The 20,181-nt window shown below is 38.8% G+C and carries 19 protein-coding genes; 3 read left to right on the forward strand and 16 right to left on the reverse strand.

Annotated elements, in window-relative coordinates:
• Position 1 precedes the first annotated feature (1 nt).
• A complete protein-coding gene (locus tag ACFOSX_RS01645; RefSeq protein ID WP_386096367.1) occupies positions 2–4,552 on the reverse strand; it encodes a choice-of-anchor L domain-containing protein in 4,551 nt (1,516 codons plus the stop codon).
• Positions 4,553–4,714: 162 nt separating this feature from the next.
• On the opposite strand from ACFOSX_RS01645, the gene ACFOSX_RS01650 reads away from it, so the two are divergent.
• The 3 genes from ACFOSX_RS01650 to ACFOSX_RS01660 all read left to right on the forward strand — a co-directional run bounded on the left by ACFOSX_RS01650 (position 4,715) and on the right by ACFOSX_RS01660 (position 6,780).
• Positions 4,715–5,617 (forward strand): NifU family protein, encoded by a 903-nt coding sequence (locus ACFOSX_RS01650; protein ID WP_386096369.1) that lies wholly within the window; start codon positions 4,715–4,717, stop codon positions 5,615–5,617.
• A 72-nt stretch (positions 5,618–5,689) separates the two neighbouring features.
• Positions 5,690–5,890, forward strand: coding sequence for a dodecin family protein (locus tag ACFOSX_RS01655; protein WP_386096371.1), 201 nt, complete (start codon positions 5,690–5,692; stop codon positions 5,888–5,890).
• A 77-nt stretch (positions 5,891–5,967) separates the two neighbouring features.
• The gene (locus tag ACFOSX_RS01660; RefSeq protein WP_386096373.1) at positions 5,968–6,780 is read left to right on the forward strand and encodes a mechanosensitive ion channel family protein; all 813 of its coding nucleotides are present in this window, start codon (positions 5,968–5,970) and stop codon (positions 6,778–6,780) included.
• On the opposite strand, the gene tsaB is transcribed toward ACFOSX_RS01660, so the two are convergent.
• The 15 genes from tsaB to cyoE all read right to left on the reverse strand — a co-directional run bounded on the left by tsaB (position 6,777) and on the right by cyoE (position 20,109).
• Positions 6,777–7,451, reverse strand: coding sequence for a tRNA (adenosine(37)-N6)-threonylcarbamoyltransferase complex dimerization subunit type 1 TsaB (gene tsaB / locus ACFOSX_RS01665; RefSeq protein ID WP_386096375.1), 675 nt, complete (start codon positions 7,449–7,451; stop codon positions 6,777–6,779). The genes ACFOSX_RS01660 and tsaB overlap by 4 nt on opposite strands.
• A 3-nt stretch (positions 7,452–7,454) precedes the next feature.
• Positions 7,455–8,759 (reverse strand): efflux RND transporter periplasmic adaptor subunit, encoded by a 1,305-nt coding sequence (locus ACFOSX_RS01670; RefSeq protein WP_386096377.1) that lies wholly within the window; start codon positions 8,757–8,759, stop codon positions 7,455–7,457.
• A gap of 3 nt (positions 8,760–8,762) precedes the next feature.
• Positions 8,763–10,202: a TolC family protein gene (locus tag ACFOSX_RS01675; RefSeq protein ID WP_386096379.1), complete on the reverse strand. Its 1,440-nt coding sequence runs from the start codon at positions 10,200–10,202 to the stop codon at positions 8,763–8,765.
• A gap of 55 nt (positions 10,203–10,257) precedes the next feature.
• On the reverse strand, positions 10,258–11,418 hold the full coding sequence (locus ACFOSX_RS01680; RefSeq protein ID WP_386096381.1) for an efflux RND transporter periplasmic adaptor subunit: 1,161 nt from the start codon (positions 11,416–11,418) through the stop codon (positions 10,258–10,260).
• Between the two features lie 13 nt (positions 11,419–11,431).
• Complete coding sequence (locus tag ACFOSX_RS01685; protein ID WP_386100161.1) at positions 11,432–12,691, reverse strand: ABC transporter permease; 1,260 nt, start codon at positions 12,689–12,691, stop codon at positions 11,432–11,434.
• A 1-nt stretch (position 12,692) separates the two neighbouring features.
• The gene (locus ACFOSX_RS01690) at positions 12,693–13,937 is read right to left on the reverse strand and encodes an ABC transporter permease (RefSeq protein WP_386096383.1); all 1,245 of its coding nucleotides are present in this window, start codon (positions 13,935–13,937) and stop codon (positions 12,693–12,695) included.
• The gene (locus ACFOSX_RS01695; RefSeq protein WP_386096385.1) at positions 13,930–14,631 is read right to left on the reverse strand and encodes an ABC transporter ATP-binding protein; all 702 of its coding nucleotides are present in this window, start codon (positions 14,629–14,631) and stop codon (positions 13,930–13,932) included. Before ACFOSX_RS01695 ends, ACFOSX_RS01690 begins: the two co-directional genes overlap by 8 nt.
• Before the next feature lie 143 nt (positions 14,632–14,774).
• Entirely contained in the window at positions 14,775–14,996 is a 222-nt protein-coding gene (locus ACFOSX_RS01700; protein ID WP_386096386.1) for a hypothetical protein, read from the reverse strand.
• A gap of 82 nt (positions 14,997–15,078) precedes the next feature.
• Positions 15,079–15,615 carry a DUF420 domain-containing protein gene (locus ACFOSX_RS01705; RefSeq protein WP_386096387.1) on the reverse strand — a complete coding sequence of 179 codons (537 nt, stop codon included), beginning with the start codon at positions 15,613–15,615 and terminating at the stop codon, positions 15,079–15,081.
• Between the two features lies 1 nt (position 15,616).
• Positions 15,617–16,378 carry an SCO family protein gene (locus ACFOSX_RS01710; RefSeq protein ID WP_386096389.1) on the reverse strand — a complete coding sequence of 254 codons (762 nt, stop codon included), beginning with the start codon at positions 16,376–16,378 and terminating at the stop codon, positions 15,617–15,619.
• A complete protein-coding gene (locus ACFOSX_RS01715) occupies positions 16,371–17,084 on the reverse strand; it encodes a hypothetical protein (protein ID WP_386096391.1) in 714 nt (237 codons plus the stop codon). The genes ACFOSX_RS01710 and ACFOSX_RS01715 overlap by 8 nt, the downstream gene beginning before the upstream one ends.
• A 68-nt stretch (positions 17,085–17,152) precedes the next feature.
• Positions 17,153–17,599: a cytochrome C oxidase subunit IV family protein gene (locus ACFOSX_RS01720; protein WP_386096393.1), complete on the reverse strand. Its 447-nt coding sequence runs from the start codon at positions 17,597–17,599 to the stop codon at positions 17,153–17,155.
• A gap of 21 nt (positions 17,600–17,620) precedes the next feature.
• A complete protein-coding gene (locus ACFOSX_RS01725) occupies positions 17,621–18,622 on the reverse strand; it encodes a cytochrome c oxidase subunit 3 (RefSeq protein WP_386096395.1) in 1,002 nt (333 codons plus the stop codon).
• Positions 18,623–18,660: 38 nt separating this feature from the next.
• A complete protein-coding gene (locus ACFOSX_RS01730; protein ID WP_386096397.1) occupies positions 18,661–19,251 on the reverse strand; it encodes a cytochrome c oxidase subunit 3 in 591 nt (196 codons plus the stop codon).
• The gene (cyoE, locus tag ACFOSX_RS01735) at positions 19,252–20,109 is read right to left on the reverse strand and encodes a heme o synthase (protein WP_386100164.1); all 858 of its coding nucleotides are present in this window, start codon (positions 20,107–20,109) and stop codon (positions 19,252–19,254) included.
• Between the last annotated feature and the right edge of the window lie 72 nt (positions 20,110–20,181).

Here is a 20,181-nt window from a genome sequence, read left to right on the forward strand (position 1 = left end):
TTTAGCGTTTCAAAGTAAAATGGGCTTTAAACTCTTTGCGTTCACCTGATAAAGGTTCGGTATATTCTACCAAAAACCAATAGTCTGATGTCGGCATTGGTTGTCCGCCAAAGGTTCCATCCCAGCCTGCACTCAATGGACTTAACTGCTTGAGCAGTTTTCCAAATCTGTCAAATATATAAATTTTGGCTGTAGGTTGTGTGTTTATACCAGCGATGTTCCACAGGTCGTGGTTCCCATCACCGTTTGGTGTAAAATAAGGTTTATAGTCTATAAGCAACACGTCCGTACTAGACACACCACAGCCTAAAACATCTCTTGCATAAACAGTATGTGCACCCCCAGTTACGTTTTCAAAATCACCAGAACTTTGCCAAGGCCCATTATCTAAACTGAATTCATACGTGCTTGTTCCTGTCGCTGTCGCCGTAATACTATGGTTGCCTTCAAAAGCCTGTGAGTTTACTTGTACGGTCACTACAGGTGGCTCGCTCTCTATCACAATTGTACTTTGTGTAGTAGAACAGAATGTTTGGGCAGATGTTGTAACGTCTGTAGCAGCGACCTCATACATACCGCCTTGCGTAGGCGTTAAACTTGGACCTGTCTCACCTGGTATAACTGTGCCGTCTAAACGCCATTCAAAATCATGCATGGTGTCTGAAAGTCCTGTATCAATAACAGGAGGCACGTCGACCACTTCAGTTCCATTTATAGATGTACATAGGACGTACTGCTCCTGCAATTCAAATTCTGGATAGAGATTCACTTGCAAAGTCATCTCACCAACTTCATAGCAGATATCTGGCGATATGTTATTACTTACTCTCACAAAGATGATTTGCGGGTTGGTTAGATTTTCATACAGTGTTGGCAATGGCTCCATGTTCATGTCTGCGTTGTCGAAACTTGTATGAAAAGTAACGGTATAATCGGCAGGATCTTGTGTGTCGAGGATTTCGGGGAGTTGTGTAGTAAAATCAAACTGACCAAAACCATCATTATCATTGACGTTGTCACATAATTCATATACTATCGCATCACCATCTGGACTAAAAGAGGCACCTTCCATGACTTCTACATTAAACGTTATAGCACTTGTAGAACAATTTGTTACCGTGTTTGTTATAGCCACATATATAGGTTGTGGATTAATGGTATTAGTAAAAGGGCTACTCAGCGGATTCATTAAGTCATCTGCTTCGGCCTGAGTTTCATGATAGGTTACTGTGAATATGGTTGGGTCTTGACCGTTTAAAATCTCATTAGTTTTACTTTCCAAATCAAATTCGAATACGCCGTCTGTATTATTCTCACATTCCATTAAATCAGTCACCGCAACAGTATCTGGTAGCGGATTTACAGAAATATCAAAATCAACAACAGCAAAACAGTTGGTATTGGTATCCTCAACCCGTACAAAAATAGTTTCGGGAGTCGTTGTGTTTTGATAAGCCGTTGGATCTGGAATACTAGCCATATTGCTGATAGCATTAGCTTCTGAAGTAAAATAGGTCGCAACTAAATCTGGTTGCCCGTTAAAGATATAAGTTTCATTTACGGTGAGATCAAATTCTTCTTGTAAATCATCAACCGTTATATCATCACACAATATCAAGTCGTCTGGATCCGTATTGGGTTGTGGATTTACGGTCCTTAGTACAATATGTTCTCCCAATCCTAGACACGAATTATCGGTATCACTATCTACCCTTACCACAATATTCTGTAAAAACGGTGATGCATCATTTCTATGGTTAGAAATATCTGGAATCTGATTTTGCTCAGCTAAGGCATCTTCAATTGTTTCGAAATAGGTTACCGTTACATTTTGCCCTGCAGGATACAAAGCGACAATCTGTGCCGTAGCATCACTGAAGTCAAATGTTGAGACCCCATTTCTAATATCATTGTCTACAGAACCGTCATCACAGGCATTGTAGGTTAATTCAAAATTATCGGGAATCTGTGTTGTAGAGACAATCAAATCTAACTGGGCAATTCTATAGCATCCGTTCGCATCTTCGGCACGGACAAAAAGCACATCGGGATTCGACGATGGGTCTGTATTGGTATAAACCGTAGGATCCATAATGGCAGCGTTGCCCATTTCGGCGTCCGCCTGAGACGTGTAATAGGTGAATGTTAAGTCTGAAGGCATTGATGAAATCAATTCTTCGGATTCGGTTAGGTTAAAATCTGAAAACCCATCATTGTCATCATCACACTGTAATAGCTCAACCATATCAGTAATAACCGGTAATGGATTTACAACTAGTGTTACGGTTGAAGTTTCGTAGCAATCCGTATTAAAATCATTCTCTACACGTGCAATAATTTGCTCAGTGCCAGAGGTACTATTGATATAGCCATTAGGCAAGGGATTCATACGCATATCCGCATCAGTAATATTGGCATGATAACTTACAGAAAACTGAGCGGGGTCTTGAGCGCCAATAACCAACACATCAATTTGTGAAAGATCAAAGGTTACAAAGCCATTGGTGTCATCACCATCGGTATCGTCATCACATAGCTCAAATGTAGCATCATCCGCTGTAACAGTTGAAAATAGGTTCAGCGTAAATGAACCTGTTTCAAAACAAATACCACTATCGGCGGCTTCTATTCTAAAAAAGATAACTTCAGCATCGGAACCAGTATAGGTGTCTGGGTTTGCAATTGGGCTGTTGTCCATTTGCGCGTCATCCAATGAATTGTGATAGGTAATATTGAAAAGTGCTGGGTCTTGCGTTCCTAAAATAATACTGTCATTAAATGTAAGATCAAATGGTGCCGTTGCAGATCCACTACAGGTACTGATGTCTGAAGCTGTACCTTCAATGACTGGTGCAACCCTAAATTCAACTAGAACAGAATCCTCAACATCACAGTTTACATCAAAAATTACATTCACTCTATATGTACCTGGTTCTGTTACTAATAAAGTGGACTCGGTTTCTCCTGTAATTTCAATATCATCCTTGTACCAAATATGCTGAGCGCCTGATGCTTGTGTATCCAAAATCAATGGGTCTCCACTACACTCAGCCGTTCCATTAGCTATTGTTCTATCCTCGCCTAATTCACCCCCGAGATTGAAACTACCTGCTTCTATAAAAATGGCAGAGTCCCATACTCTATCATCACCTGCGCCTTGATCTGAAACGACTAACTTAATTTCATAAGTCACATTAGGTGTAACATTTGCCGTAGCAGTCAATACTTCGGTTCGTCCTCCAAAATTTGTTTCACCCAGATTATACCCAGCAAAAAATTCTTGATTTGCACCGCAAGCATTAGAGTTATTAATATTGGTAACACTTATAGGGGTTCCGTCAGGAAGAACTGCTAAATTTTGGTAGGTGGCCTGACCAACTTCGCGAAGTAGAAAGGCAAAACTATCAGCAAATTGGCATTCAGTGTTCCCGTCGTATTCCTCAGAAGCCATTAAATATCTAAAACTTATTTGATCTATTGTCGGTGTAAAATTGAATTTTATTGAGGTAGCATCCTGTGTATTAGTTATTCCAAGAGCGGTTTCCAAGTCTGCATCCGTCCCTAGTCCATTATTCGTACTTTGCAGACCAGGAGCTAAAACATTACCTCCGTCAGAAGCTCTACCAGTGCTTAATACAATACCTTCATCAAAGGGGAAATCAACAGACCCCCCTTTAGTAAAATAGCCATAACTTTTCGTGGTTAGATCATTGGGATTGCCCGCGACAGAGATTTCAAAATTATCCACTTCTGAGCAGCCACCTGTAACCAACACGTCTCTAATTAAGTCTTCTGGACCCAAAGACGATTGTGGGAAAGCCGCATTATTTATCGTCACAATGGATCCGTTAACGACTACTGGGATTGTGGCGGTAACCGAACAACCCAAAGGATTATCATCACTAACGGTCAATGTTACATTATAACCCCCAACAAAATTAAATTGATTAGACACCGAGGTGCCTGTCGCCGTTGCGCCGTTACCAAAATCCCAAGTATAAGTTGCATTAGAGGCATCATCTGAAAAGGTACCACTACCAGTAAAGTCTATGGTTTGGCCTGGAATAATTTCTATAGCTCCTGAGTTACCAGCCATGGGGTTAGAGCTATCTATAGATGCTGTTATAGTTTGGCAATCTTCAACACAACGTATGGCGGCATCCCAACCTATGGTAGAACCGATATTGTCAGACGTAAAGGTTATCGTTAAACAGCCTGTTTGCCCTGTTGCTAAAACTATGCCGGGGCTATTTGTGCCGGAGTACTCCCCAATCAATGCTGCATTAGTAGAATTACCATTATAAATACGCATTACATCTAAGTCTTGTTGGGTGCTGAACTGCGAAAAGTCTAATTGTACAAAATCGCCACTCGCATCCGGGCAGATGGTTATGGTAAAGTTTTCATTATTCCCGTAGGAACCAGTAGGCCCACCAGAATCAAAAAAACGGTCTGGCGCACAGCGGATAAAATTGCCGTTTTGCATAAGTAAGTCTTGTGCAAATGACAAACCTGATAAAAAGAGAAATACAATAAATAACAGTCTTTTCATGGACACCTTATTTTCAGACTATTACGCCTAAAAGGGTTCGTAAATTTGTTCGGGCACGAAATTTAAGTATTTAATCTGACTTAGTCTGTAAATTCTTTCAATATCATACGTTAAAGTCATAACGTTTAAAAGTCTGATTTCATATTTTTGCAAAAAAATTAAATGGACCATTTTTCAATAAACATCATAGAAACGAGCAACCCTGCGATTCTAAAGTTTGAAGCAAATCAGTTCTTAACCGAGCATCAAAGTTTTGAATTTAACAATATCGACGAAGCCAAACCATCGCCCCTCGCGCAGCAATTATTTTATCTGCCCTTTGTAAAAAAAGTGTATGTCGCTTCAAATTTCGTGGCCATAGAACGCTATGATATTGTCGCTTGGGACGATGTAAAAGATGAAGTCGCATCACAAATTGAAACTTATTTAAACTCTGGCCAAACCGTGGTTGAAGCCACTGAAACAAAAACTAAAAGTGCCGTAACAGTTTATGCTGAAAGCACACCAAACCCAAGTGTTTTAAAATTTGTAAGCAACAAAGCCTTGGTGTCTTCCATTTACGAATTCTCATCTATTGATGAAACTAAAGACGCACCTCTTGCTCAGGAATTATTTAAATTTCCATTTGTCAAAGCTGTATTTATGGATAAGAATTTTATTTCCATTACAAAATACGATGTGGCTGAATGGGAGAACATAACTTTTACGCTACGCGAATTTTTAAAGTCCTATATAGAAACACAAAAACCCATCATTACCCGTCCTCAACAGTCAGAAGCTCAAGAAACTAAGGCGGAAATTAAACAACCGAAAAAATCTTTAGACCCAACATCACAACAGATTGTTGATATTCTTGACGAATATGTTAAACCTGCTGTAGCTAGTGATGGTGGCAATATAGAATTTAAGTCATACGACAACACTTCAAAGAAAGTAGAAGTTTTACTTCAAGGGGCATGTAGTGGTTGCCCATCTTCTACATTTACGCTCAAAAATGGTATAGAAAGCATGCTAAAAGAAATGCTCGGTGACCAAGCCATAACCGTTAGTGCTATTAACACATAGTTAACACCGTTTTGTAAGCGAATCCTTATATTTGAAATTCATTTTTTTAAACCAATTTTAAAACAAAATATTATGGCAGTATTAAAAGTTATCGAAGTCCTCTCAAACTCCAACACAAGTTGGGAAGATGCAACACGTAAGGCAGTAAAGCAGGCGTCTGAAAGCGTAAAAAACATAAAATCTGTCTACGTACGTGAACAAAGCGCCGTAGTTGAAAACGGTGAGGTCAAAGAATTTAGAGTAAATGTTAAATTGACTTTTGAGGTAAAATAGCTTACATAAAAATATATTGAAAAACTCAATCCTAGGATTGAGTTTTTTTTGAATAGTAACTAACCAAATACTTCTATATGGAAACCCAAGAATGGATAGACAAAGGCTACGATCTTATCGTTGAATTTGCCCCAAAACTTATAGCCGCAATACTAATATGGATTATTGGAAGCTATATCATATCATTATTGCGTAAAGGCGTTAGAAAAACCATGACCAAATCGGGTTATGATGAAAGCTTAAAGAAGTTTTTACTTAATCTAATCAACTGGACCCTAAAAATAGTTTTGATTATTGTAGTCTTAGGAACTGTTGGCATTCCAACAGCATCTTTTGCTGCTGTCCTTGCTGCAGCAGGTTTAGCCATTGGTTTGGCTCTTCAAGGCTCATTGGGCAATTTTGCTGGTGGCGTACTTATCATGATTTTTAAGCCCTTCAAAATTGGAGATCTTATAGAAGCACAAGGGGAAACGGGAGTAGTAAAAGAAATTGAAATATTCACGACTAAACTGACCGGATTATCTAACAAAGAAATCATTATCCCTAATGGTGCTTTGAGTAATGGTAATATCATCAATTTCACTACCGAAGGGACACGCCGTGTAGATTTGGTTTTTGGCGTTGGATACGATTCTGACATTAAACAAACCAAAGAAGTCATTATGAATGTTCTCACCTCTCATGAATCTATTCTTTCAGAGCCAGCGCCTACTGTAAATGTTTTAGAATTGGCGGATAGCTCCATCAATTTTGCAACACGTCCATGGTGTAAAGCTGAAGATTATTGGAAAGTTTATTTTGAAGTGACCGAACGCGTCAAAGAAGCCTTAGATACTGCGGAAATCGATATTCCGTATCCACATCAAATACAAATACGAAAAGAAGCTTAAAACTTCTTCGACTTAATAGCCACAAAATCTTTAAGATAAAAAGGCTCAAAATAAGCGACATCCTCGATGTCGCTTTTTTTGTACTTCATTTCTGCTATGATACCCATTGTAGAAGCTGAGGGCAACTTATCGTCTATGAATCTGGCATTGGGATGTGTAATTACAGTTTTTGTCTTTTCAACCGCGTTTCCAATGAAATAGACTATTCCATTTTCTAAATAATCATGATAGCTATCATTTTGAAGAATTTCTGCTTTAATCTCTCGAACTTCTTTGTTTTCAGAATTAAAAACAGCCGCATAGACTTCCATACGCCGTGCATCTAAAACAGGAATAACAATTCCATCCCGTTCTTCAACTTGAAGCGCTAATGCCTGAAGTGTTGATACCGAAATCAATGGTTTCCCTAAGGCATACGCTAAGCCTTTTGCACTTGCTACACCAATTCTTAGGCCTGTGTAAGAACCAGGACCTTTACTTACGGCAATCGCGTCAATGTCTTTAGGTTCAATATTGGCCTGTTTAAAAACATTATCTATAAACAGATGCAGTTTCTCTCCGTGGGAATAGCCTTTGTCCGCTTGTTCCTTTAAAACCAAAGTCTCCCCATCTTTAGATAGGGAGACCGAACAATTGGTTGTTGTAGTTTCAATATTCAATATCAGAGCCATAGATTAGTCTTTTGCCTCTTCCGTACTTTCTGCTTTTTTATCTTTTATTTCAATAGCATCACCAGGCTTTAAGGTTTTTGAAACCATATTGTATGGCCCCGTGATTATTTCATCACCTGCATCCAAGCCCGATGTAATTTCAATATTGGAGTCATCTTGAATACCTGTTGTCACCACTTTTAGTTTTGCTTTGCCGTTTGAATTGACAAAAACACATTCAAACTTTTCTTCTTCTTTGTTTGAACCACTTTCAGCTTCTTCAACTTTAGACGCATAGCTTTTTTTGACGGACGTAGTATCACTTTTTATCACAATAGCGCTAATAGGGACGGATACTGCATTTGGACGCTTATTAGTAATGATATCTACAGTTGCTGTCATACCTGGTCTAAATGGCGAATAACTTTCGGGTTTGCCCTCGGTTAATTCTGCATAAGACTCTTCCACAATTCTTACTTTTACTTTGAAATTTGTGACTTGGTCTGCAGCCAATGTTCCAGCGGCAGAATTTGCAATTTCAGTGACAACACCTTTAAATTCTTTTTTCAAATAGGCATCCACCTCAACAATAGTTGTATCCCCTATCTGTACTTTAACAATATCATTTTCATTGACGTCAACTTCAACCTCCATGTTATTTAAGTTGGCAACTCGAAGAATTTCAGTACCGGTCATTTGCTGGGTTCCCACAACGCGTTCTCCCAATTCTACGCTCAATAATGAAATAGTGCCCTCCATTGGCGCATAGATTGTTGTTCTGCTTAAGTTATCTCTGGCTTCATTAACAGACGCTCCTGCACTTTGAACCGAGTAGTATGCCGAGTTTTTTGCGGCAACTGCTGTTTCGTAATTAGCAATAGAACGATCCCAATCTGCCTTAGAAATCACGCCTTTTTCGAATAAACTCTTGTTACGGTCATAATCCGCTTTAGCTTGCTTTAAACCTGCCTCAGCTTGCTCCAGTCCCGCTCTAACGTTTTGATATGAGGCTTGGGTTCTGTTTAATGCGGACTGAATTAAATCAGGATTCACCCGCACCAGCAAATCGCCTTTCTTTACCTGTTGCCCTTCAGCAAATGGCAATTCAATAATTTCTCCTGAGACCTCACTAGAAATTTTAACTTCTACCTCAGGCTGTATCTTTCCGGTGGCCGATACAGTCTCAATAATTTCGGTTAGTTCCACTTTTTCCGTGGTCACAGTTTTAAAGTTTCCTTTTTTACCGAAAACACCCATTTTTGATGCTACAACTAATAATAGAAGAAGGCCGGCAACAACAGCAAGGATTATTTTAGTTCGTTTACTCATTATTTAAAATTTTAATTCTGTAGCAGGAATACCAAAATACAATTCTAATACTTTCAATTTAAAGATATAATCGTATTTGGCTCTGTTTGCGTTTATTTTTGCGTTATCGTAACGTAATTTAGATTGGCTAAAGTCAAAAGCGTTGGTTAAGCCAACATCATAGCGTTCTTTAGCATATTCGTAGGCTAACTCTTGAGATTCTAAGGCTTTCTCTGCCGCTTCATACGCTTTCAAAGATCCCTTGGCATCAACGTAGGCTTGATATACCGTAGATTCTAAATCGAGCTCTGCTTGCTCTAAATTAAATTTAGTACGCTCAACATTTATTTTATTTCGTTGTACGTTAGCTTTTGTTGAAAATCCATTTAAAATAGGGATGTTTAATGAAAGTCCATATCCGATACCATCATTTTGATATAGTTGGTCAATGAAAGGGTCTGCTCCACGCTCTACTAAAATAGTATTTGGGAATTCGCCAACAACAACCTCTCCAGTATTTTGTACGGTTCCTATAGGTCGAACTGAGATTGGGTTATCTGGATTAATTTCTTGATTGAAAGATGTGGCATTAGTATACCTAGTGTCATAGCCGAAAAATGCAGACAAGGTAGGCCAATAGGCGCCTTTAGCGATTTGAAGATCTTTCTCTGCCAAATCTACGTTAGCCTTAGCGATTTTAACCTCATTTCTTGCTTCTTTGGCTTTCGCTATTATTTCTTCAGCACTTAATTCCGAAATGCTCCCTTCAATGATATCGTATCCTTCGTCTTCCACATCAAAACTGGCATAATCTTCGATTTGAAGCAACTGTGCTAAGCTGATTAGTGAGATTTGAATACTGTTCTGTGCTGCAACAATAGACTGTTGTTCATTGGCATTAGTTGCTTCAATTTCCAATAAATCACCTCTTGGTAGTACTCCTGCATCTACCAATTCCTGGGTTCTTGTGATTTGTTCTTGCGTAACTTCGTTTTGAGATAATAAAACTTCAAGATTAGCTTTATTCAAAATGACTTGAAGATAGTTGTTGGCCACAAAAAGCGAGATATCATCGGCCATTTTATCCAGTCGATACTGACTTGCCAATTTTGATAACTCTGCACGCTGTAACTGTCTTAGATTACGAAGTCCATTGAATAAAGTATAACCTACATTGATTCTTCCTGTGGCCGAAAGAAAGGTTGTGGTTTGGGCATTATTGGTAACTGGGTTAAAACTAAGACCTGTATTTTCGGAAACACTGGAACTAGCGCTTAAGCTAGGTACAAAATTACCGATGGCCGTCAGCTTTTCAATGTCTGTGGATTCTAAATCGAGCTGACTTTGCTTAATACTGATGTTATTTTCTAAAGCGTATACGACGCACTCCTTAAGCGTCCATTTTTTCTGGGCTTGTACCGTTAGGCCAAATAAGAGTGCAAAAACGAAGATTGATTTTTTCATAATTTGGTTATATGTCTATGGAAAACATAAAGTGTTACAGAATAATTAAAATAGTTTAGTTACGGCTATATTTTGGTGGGCCTTGAAGTTGGTTCCAAACCTTGATTTTATCAGATTCTGAAACGCCACTAAGGACTTCAACATTAATTCCGTTGCTGATACCTAATTCTACATCACGACGCTCAAATTGCTGGTCGCCTACTTCTACTTCTACAAACGGTTTTTTAGTTTTAGGATCGTACTGTACCAATGCTTCTTTGATGGCCAAAACATTTTCAGCTTTATCTAGAATGATTGATGCATTGGCGCTTAAACCTGCTCTTATAAATGTAGAATCTATTTTTTCAAGTGAGCCCTTAATTTCAAATTGAATCGCACCATTTTCCGCTACACCTTTTGGTGCGATATAATCTAAAACCGCATCAAATTTTTGATTTTCTATGGCGCCAACAGTGATTTCTAACGGTAAGCCTTCTTTTATTTTTCCGACTTCACTTTCATCAACTTTACCTTCAAAAATCATTTTCTTTACATCAGCCAATGATGCAATTGATGTACCCTCGTTGAAGTTGTTAGCCTCAATGACTTGGTTTCCGGCTTTAACAGGAACGTCTAATACCATACCTGAAACTGTTGCTCTCACTTGGGTTTGTGCAAAATCGCCTAGACCACTCGTGGTACCCGTTTTAATGATATCATAGTTTTGACGTGATTGTCTAACATCAATTCTTGCTTGGTCTACACGTTGCTTGGCTTGCAAATAGGTATTATTGACTTGATCAAAATCATTAGCGGAAATAACGCCTTTTTCATACAACGCTTTCTGACGGTCATATAAAGACTTTTGTGTCTTAAAATTAATCTCTGCTGTTTGCAGAGCCGTACTTGTTGATGATATATTATTCTTGGCATTGGTCAGGGAAGAGACATTTGGAATGACTTTAATCTTAGCAATTAAATCCCCTGTCTGAACAAATTCACCAGCCTCGATATAAACTTCTTCAACTACTCCCGAAATATTAGGTTTAATAAGAATTTCCTCTTCAGGCACAATGCTTCCTGTGGCAACTGTATTGACAATAATCGTTTCTTTTGAAGGCATTTCCGTTGTGTAAGTCACAGGGTCTTCTTGATTTTTTTGCCATAAGTAAAATAAGGCAGTACCAAAGACAACAACAATGGCAATTAAGATGATTAAAGTTGAGGTTCGTTTCATGTGTAAATATTAATTATTCTATTCTTAATGCGTCAACAGGTTTTATTTTAGTTGCTCTACTTGCTGGAATCAATCCTGCTAAAACTCCAGCTAAAATCAACATCGTCAGAGCTACAACGACAATGCCCATGCCTACGCTTGGATTTGCGAAATTTTCTACAGGGCCAACCGAATCTAAAATGTAATTCATTCCCCAAATAACAGCAGCAGCGAACGTCACACCGAGCATTCCTGATAAAATGGTTAGGATTAAACTTTCCTGAAGGATCTGTCCCTTTATTGCCCAAGGTGTGGCACCAAGTGCGCGTCTCACACCAATTTCTTTAGTACGCTCTTTAACGACGATAAGCATAATATTATTAATACCTATGACGCCCGAAGCCAAGGTTAGAATCCCAACAAAGTAACCCACTATCATAAGAATGTCGAAAAGGCCATTAACACGCCCGAACTGTTCGGCTAAATCTCTATGTCCGACCGCACGTTCATCGCTAGGGTGGATATTATGGCGGTTTCTAATTAGCGCAAAGACTCTATCTTTTAGTAAAGTAATACTTGTATTATCATAGGCTGTTATAGCCATCCAACCAACTCGGTCTCCATAATTAAACGCTTGATTGAATGTCGTAAATGGAATAAAGACCGTATTTGCTTCTTCTTCAGAATCTCCTTGAGAATTGGTAATCTTAAAAGTACCAACTACTTTAAAATTGACGCCGTTAATTTTAATGTAAGACCCAATGACCTCTTCGCCTCTTTCATAAAGGCCTTTTACAACATCTGGTCCAATGACACAAATTTTACGCTTCGCTTCAATATCTGAGTAATTCAAAAACCGTCCTTCAAGGATATCCATGGGCTTTTGTTTTATAAATTCCGGGTAATCTCCATAAATCTGAAATGCTCCAGTGCGTGTTCCGCGAATTACGTTATTAGCGCCTTGGTAACCTCCAAGAGAATTTCTCGGTGATACATATTTTAATTCTGGAAACTCTGCTCTGAGTGCGTCAACATCAGCGGTCTTAAATTGTGTGCGTCTTCCCTTCGGCATGCCTTTATACGAAATAGAGCTTCTTTGTCCCCACATAAACATGGAGTTGGTGGCGAAGTTACCAAAATCGGCAGTGACGCCTGTGCGCAAACCATTAGTCAGAGCTAAAAGCAATACCAAAATGGCTATTCCCCAAAATACACCAAAGGCAGTCAATAAAGTTCTAACTCTATTGGCATTGAGTGCTTCGAGTATTTCCGCCCAGCGGTCTCTGCTGAAAATCTTACTCATCTCGTAGGGCTTCAATAGGTTTTATCTTTGCGGCACGATATGCAGGAATAAAGCCAGCGAGTGCACCAGCGGCTACCAAAATAAAAACCGTGGTAATGGCCGTCGCAAAATCAACTTGAGGATATTTTATAAATGGGCTGTCCACTTGTGGCCCTACCAATTCTAATAGACCCAATCCTGCAATCAACCCGAATAAGCCCGCTATCATGGTCACGAAGACAGCTTCTTGAAGAATCATGGCAATAATGGACATAGGCTCAGCACCCAAAGCTTTTCGGACACCAATTTCTTTGGTACGCTCTTTTACAATGATTATCATAATGTTTCCAACACCAACCACACCAGCAATAATGGTAAAGATGCCTATAATCCAAAACACCAATTTAATGGTATCAATAAGCGAATAGATTTTCTTGGCTTCTTCTAACGTATTGTATACCCTAATGGCGGCTTCATCTTCTGGTGCTACGATATGTCTTTGTTTTAAATCATTTTCTATGGCTAGCGAGAGATTATTGGATAGCTCTACGGCCTCATCAAAATTTTCAGACATCTTTACCGTGAAGGACATATTCCTAATATCGTTTCCTCCGTTAAACGATTGCTGAACGGTGGTTAGTGGCAAGTAAATATTACTCTCTTCGCGTTCACCGCCTGGATCAAAATACACACCAACAACCTTAAAATTGATTCCTGAGATGATTATGGATTCGCCAATAGGGTCTTCGCCTTTAAATAAATCTGTTTTTATCTTGTTACCAATAACGGCGACTTTTTTCCCTTCGTCTAAATCAGATTGATTCAAAAATCGTCCTGATCCTATATCTGAGTTTTCGATGAACTGGTAATCGGGCATCGCGCCTTGAACACGGTAATTTCCAGATTCATTTTTATAATTCACTTGCCCACCCCAAATACTGTAGTTGGCTGAGCGGTATTCTAAATAGTCATCGTAATCATTATTGACTGCGCTGAAATCTTCATCTTTTAATTGAATACGTCTCCCAGGATTAAGGCCTTTATAACCCTTTGTAGTTATTCGAGTTCTGATGCTGATTTCATTAGTGGCGTCTTGCTGAAATTCCGAAGTCACACCGTTTTCAATCCCCGAACTAAAGCCGAGAAGAATAACCAGAATAAAAATACCCGAAGCCACAGACAAACCTGTTAAGAAGGTTCTCAACTTATTCTTTCGAAGCGTTTCAAATATTTCTTGCCAGCGCTCTAGGTTAAACATTTTGCTTTGCTCTAACTTGTTCTACGGTACTGTCGTCAATAATAACACCATCTTTAAGATTAACGATACGCTTGGTCATGTGGGCGATATCATCCTCATGCGTCACTACCAAAATCGTTTTTCCTTCATCATTAATACCTTGTATTAAATCCATGACTTCGTAAGACGTTGTAGTATCTAATGCACCTGTAGGCTCATCGGCCAAGAGGACTTTAGGCTCACTTGCCAAGGCTCTTGCTATAGCGACACGTTGTTTTTGTCCACCCGACAATTCACTCGGTAAGTGATGCGACCAAGGGCCCAAGCCCACTTTCTCGAGATAGTGTTCTGCTTTTTCGGTACGCTCTTTTCGAGAAATACCCTTATAGTATAATGGCAAAGCCACATTATCGACTGCAGACTTATAATTTATAAGGTTGAAGGATTGGAATATGAATCCCAAAAACTCATTTCTATAGCGAGCGGCGATTTTTTCGTTTAGATTTTTAATGGGAACATTATCGAGATGATACGTGCCTTTGTCGGCTTCATCGAGCATACCCAATATATTTAGAAGTGTAGATTTCCCTGAACCCGACGACCCCATGATTGAAACCAGTTCGCCTTCTTTAACATTGAAATTAATGCCCTTTAAAACATGAAGCGAATTGTTCCCCATGTGGTAAGACTTGTGCAGGTCTTTGATTTCAATCATAATTGTGATGGTTAGCAACCACAATTTTACAACAAATAGGCTCTTTTTTCTGCCAACAAACTGTTAAGAAACTATGGAATGGTCTATGCTTAAGACTACTGAAAACTTAGAATGTTACAGGGAAATTGAATAAAATTTGAACTTTAAGCCTCTTTTCTGAATTTTCTATAGATGGCATAGCCGATACCTGCAACCACTAAATACGGAATGGCCATTAAATAGACGATGCCATTATTCACTCCTTCAGCTGTAGATTGCCCTTCTTCACTTTCTAAAACAGCACGGCACATGGCGCATTGGGCTTCTGCATCTTGAGAAAAGAAGATACTTAGGATTAGAATAATTATGAAGACACTCTTTTTCATATTTTTATTATCCCGAGTTCCGCGGGATTAATTCAAACAGCAAGGTTACGGTGGGCTGTCGTCCTTGAAACCTTGGTTTTTATTAATAATACGGTGAAATCATTAAATAAACGATGACGCCTGTCACTGCAACATATAACCATAGTGGGAACGTGATTTTCGCAATTTTTTTATGACGTTCAAAATCATTGGTTATGGCTCTAACATAGGTAATCAGTACAAACGGAATGACAACTATTGACAATAAAATATGCGTCAACAATATAAAATAGTAAACATATCTTATCATACCTTCTCCACCATATGTCGTAGAATCGCTCGTCATGTGATAGGCTACATACATGGCTAAAAACGACACCGATAATACAATGGCAAATTTCATTAAGCGCTCATGTAAAGTTCTGTTGCCTCCTTTAATTGCTCTTAACGCCAGAATTAAAATTACGGCCGTAACCCCGTTAATCGTTGCATAGATGGGTGGCAAAAAGCTTAAAGGCTCTACTTCTATTCCGAAATCCTGAAGCTTTATACGTGATAAAATCGCAACAACAATCGGGATGATGATGGATAAGATAATAATCCAAACGTTGTATTTTTTTGAGGTCTTAATTTCTGTCATGTTATTCGTTGAGTAATTTGGTAATATCTTCTTTCAACAATGAAATTTCTTCCTTAATGCCTTCATCATCGACACCTTCCTCTTCAGATATGATACCGTTGTAATAAATTAGTGGGCTTCCGGATTCTGTGATTCTAGAACGGATATAACCTTCTTTATCAATCAGCGCAAAATTACCAGAATGTTCAAAACCACCTTCCACTTCTTCGTCTTGCTTTGTATATAGATAAAACCCCTCGTTAGCCAACTTATAGATGGTTTCTCGGTCGCCTGTTAAGAGATTCCAATATGGATTTGTAATCTCGTAGTTTTCTGCATAGGCCTTTAAAACTTCAGGTGTATCGTTTTCAGGATTTATGGTGAATGAGGCTATTCCGAAGTCAGACTCTTCCTTAAAATAATCCTGAAGCTTCATCATGTTGTAATTCATCTTCGGACAAATAGTAGGGCATGTAGTGAAGAAAAATTCCACCAAATAGACTTTCCCCAAATAATCTTCGTTTGAAATCGTTTCGCCATCTTGATTGGTAAAACTAAAGGCTGGCACTTTTTTACGTTCGCCATTTGGACTGGTAATGTACACCAAATCTGAATCGTCCGTGGTTTCCATCAACTCAGAATTAACCGGATTACTCCGGCTTTCATCCGTACGATTAATGTCATTATTGGAGACGCGGTCTATGATTTTTGGCACAAAAATAATCCCGAAAACCAAAATGATAAAGGCAATGCCTACGTAGGAATAATTTGTTTTTTTACTCATCATCAATTTTTATATCGTCAGCACGACGCGAAGTGGAATCAAAATTTCCTTTTCGCTTTTGGCGGTATTCCGTAAATAGAATTCGCATATCGTCACTCATCTTATTTTTTATGGTTCCTACATCGATACAATCGTAATCAAAGAGGCTCGATTTCGGTTTATTGGCTTCTTTCTCTTTATCGTCCCGCGCATCTAACCGGCCACGTTGATTCAAGTCCTTGTCAATTATAAAGACGTTTTGTGTGGACAGGTTTTCGTCTAAGGCTTCAGACGACTTCAAACTATTATACAACTTTTTTATAGCGACTTCAGACCCGTACGCATAATGCCAAAATCTTAAATCCTCGTACGTATTGATTTCTTTCTTTAATTCTGAAATGGCTTCAGACGTACCTTCAGGCACTACAATTACGACTTGAAACTTTTTAAAGCCTTTAAATTTATCGTATACCAGTTCTTTTAAGTTTGAAGCGCCGATGGCATTTTCCAACGGTTGCTTCCCTAAAAATCCTAAAACGGTGATATGGTCTTTTAATTGAATTGTCTCTTCTTCGAACTGAAAATCATTCAATTCAGACACGTTTTTATGGACAATATCTAACGGAATATAGTTGTGTTTTGCCGGATAGAGCATCAGCAAAAACGCTACTGGTAAAAAGAATAAAATACCGAGGACTATGTTACGTTTTGTCTTGCTTACTGCCATGGTGCAAAAATAAAAAAGGCGGTTTAAATAAACCACCTTTGTATATCATTTAACGCTTTAAATAACGTTTAGAAATCGCGTTTAATTAGAGTATCTCCAGTGTTATACACATCGAAAACATATCCGCCTTCTTGTAATAGGATGAAGATTAAATAGCAGATTAAGAATACTGCTGTCCAAACCACCATACGACGTAAGCTTGCCTTTTCATCGCGCATGTGCATAAAGTCCCAAGTAATGTAGTAGGCCTTTACGATTGTTAATACAATGAAGATAAGGTTAAGACTCTTCATGTAGATAATTGGCGAGAGGAAAATGTTACCTAAAGTTGCCAAGAAACCACCTTCAAATTCGCCTAACATTGGTGTCATTAAGCTCTCTGGTTTGTAGATACCTAAAACAACTTCTACTGCTGTGACGATAGATAATAGAATCAATACACCCCAGATTTTCTGTGTGTTTGACTTAAATTTTAATCGCCCTCTAAATATTGCTAAGTTATGTGCGTGTGCCATAATTTTTGACTGTAATTGCTATTATACCAAATAGAAAAATGTGAATACAAATACCCAAACCAAATCGACAAAGTGCCAGTAAAGCCCAACTTTCTCGACCATCTCGTAGCTTCCTCTTCGTTCGTAAGTTCCTAAAATCACATTAAAGAATATGATAATGTTAATTACGACACCCGAGAATACGTGGAAACCGTGGAATCCTGTAATAAAGAAAAAGAAATCAGCGAACAATGATGTTCCGTATTCGTTGACCACGAGGTTCGCACCTTCTACAACCAACTTCCCGTTATTCTTTATTTGGCTTAAGGATTCTTCTCTAGACAGTACGGTCTTTTCGCCTTCCTCATTAATCAACTGTGAACGTACCTGTATATTTGAATTTGCTTCTAAACCTTTATAAACTTCGCCTACTGTATATGTTGGCAACGTACCTTCATCTTGAAACCATAAACCGTTAGAACGTTCGTGTTGTGTTCTATCTTTGGCTTCAACCGTTACGAAATCAGCCAAAGCAACGCGTTTAAATTTTTGTTCGCCGTCAACATCGACATACTCACCAAACTGAAGAATATTTCCACCTTTAGTCTGTACAGCACCGTAATCCCCCTTTATGAATGTTGCCCATTCCCAAGCCTGTGAGCCAACGAAAATGGCACCACCAATAATGGTTAAGAACATGTAAAGAGTGACTTTTTTCTTATTCATATGGTGACCAGCGTCCACAGCCAATACCATAGTTACCGATGACATAATCAAAACAAATGTCATAAATGCCACGTAAATCATTGGCAATTCCTGACCATGCAAAAATGGAACGTGTGTAAATACCTCATCCGCAATTGGCCAAGAGTCGATGAACTTAAATCTTGAAAAGCCATACGCGGCCAAAAACCCTGAGAAGGTTAATGCATCAGAAACGATGAAAAACCACATCATCAGTTTTCCATAACTAGCACCTAATGGACGGTTACCACCACCCCATGTATTGCCTTCTGTACCAGTATTTGCTACTGCTGTATCCATATAAATTCTTTAAAATTCTAAGATTGGCACAAAAATAATCAAATTATATCTCTAAAAAAATATAAAAACAAAAAGAGATAAACCCATAGCAGGTCTACGAAATGCCAAAAATTGGCAGCCAATTCAAACCCTAACATTTTATGGGAGTTATACTTCTGTTTAAAATGATTATAAATTACAACCAAAAGGCAAATCAGCCCAACAACGACGTGGGCAATATGTACAGCGGCAATCAAGAACACATAAGACATGGTAATGTTGCTCGTTGGCCCCGTAAAATTGTAGCCTTCAGAAATGATTTGATTGAAGCCTTCAAACTGAAAATAAATAAATACAATTCCCAAAATAAAGGTCAGTAGCAAAAACACCGTCACTTGACTTCTATTATCTAGTTTCAGCGCACGCTTTGCTAAAATCATGGTTGCACTGCTTACCAAAATCACTACCAAACTGATGAAGAAGGCTTGAGGCAATTCAAACTCCGTCAACCAATCTTCTCGCTTACTGCTTACAATGAATGCACTCGTCCAGGCTGCAAAAGACATAATTAGTGATCCAATACCGAACCACAGCATCATTTTTTTGGCGCGGTCATTCTTTTGTTCTGGTGTTCCTTGAGTTAAATCCATTTATCTTAAAAATTTATCGACCACATATATAATTTGAAGCAACGTAATGTACGCTACACTAGACAGCATAAGTTGTTTGGCCGCTTTGGACGTTCTAAGCTGAAACAAACGCAAGGCATAATACAACATGCCCAAGCCCAAAAGCCCGACGACAATCGCTCCAACAAATGATAAGCTTAATTCGCCCGTAAATCCAAATACAGGGATAATTGAAGCAATCACCGTCCAAACGGTATACATGATGATTTGTACCGCCGTTCCTTTATCTCGTTTCCCTGTCGGCAACATAAAGAAGCCTCCTTTTTTGTAATCATCAAACAAAAACCAGCCTATAGCCCAAAAGTGTGGGAATTGCCAAAAAAACTGAATAGCAAACAGCGTACCTGGTTCAATACCGAAATCATTTCGTGCGGCGACCCAACCCAACATAAACGGAATCGCGCCTGGAATTGCGCCGACAAATACCGCCAACGGCGTTCGGGTTTTCAAAGGGGTATAAACACTAGTGTAGAGAAATATAGAAATAGCCCCATACATTGCTGTACGCGGATTGATGATGTATAATGTAATGATTCCTGCGATGGTAAATGCAACTGCAATGGTGAATGCAGTGTTTACGGTCATTCGGCCTGCAGGAATTGGACGGTTCTTAGTGCGGTCCATTAAGGCGTCTAAATCGCGCTCAATAATTTGATTATACGCGTTGGACGCGCCAACCATAAAATAACCACCAAAAGCCAATAATAAAAGCGTTGTGAAACTTACCGTTTCCGCACCCAACAAATAACCGGCAACCGACGAAAATACAACACTAATGGATAAACCCATTTTAGTGATTTCCTTAAAATCCGTAAGCATTGATGCTGATGAAATTGCCGTTTTTGAAGTACTCAAGTGCGCTCTGTTTCTATCGCTTTCTAAGCGACTGCA

Origin of the sequence: Winogradskyella maritima, assembly GCF_042650215.1 — a bacterium.
GTDB lineage: Bacteria > Bacteroidota > Bacteroidia > Flavobacteriales > Flavobacteriaceae > Winogradskyella > Winogradskyella maritima.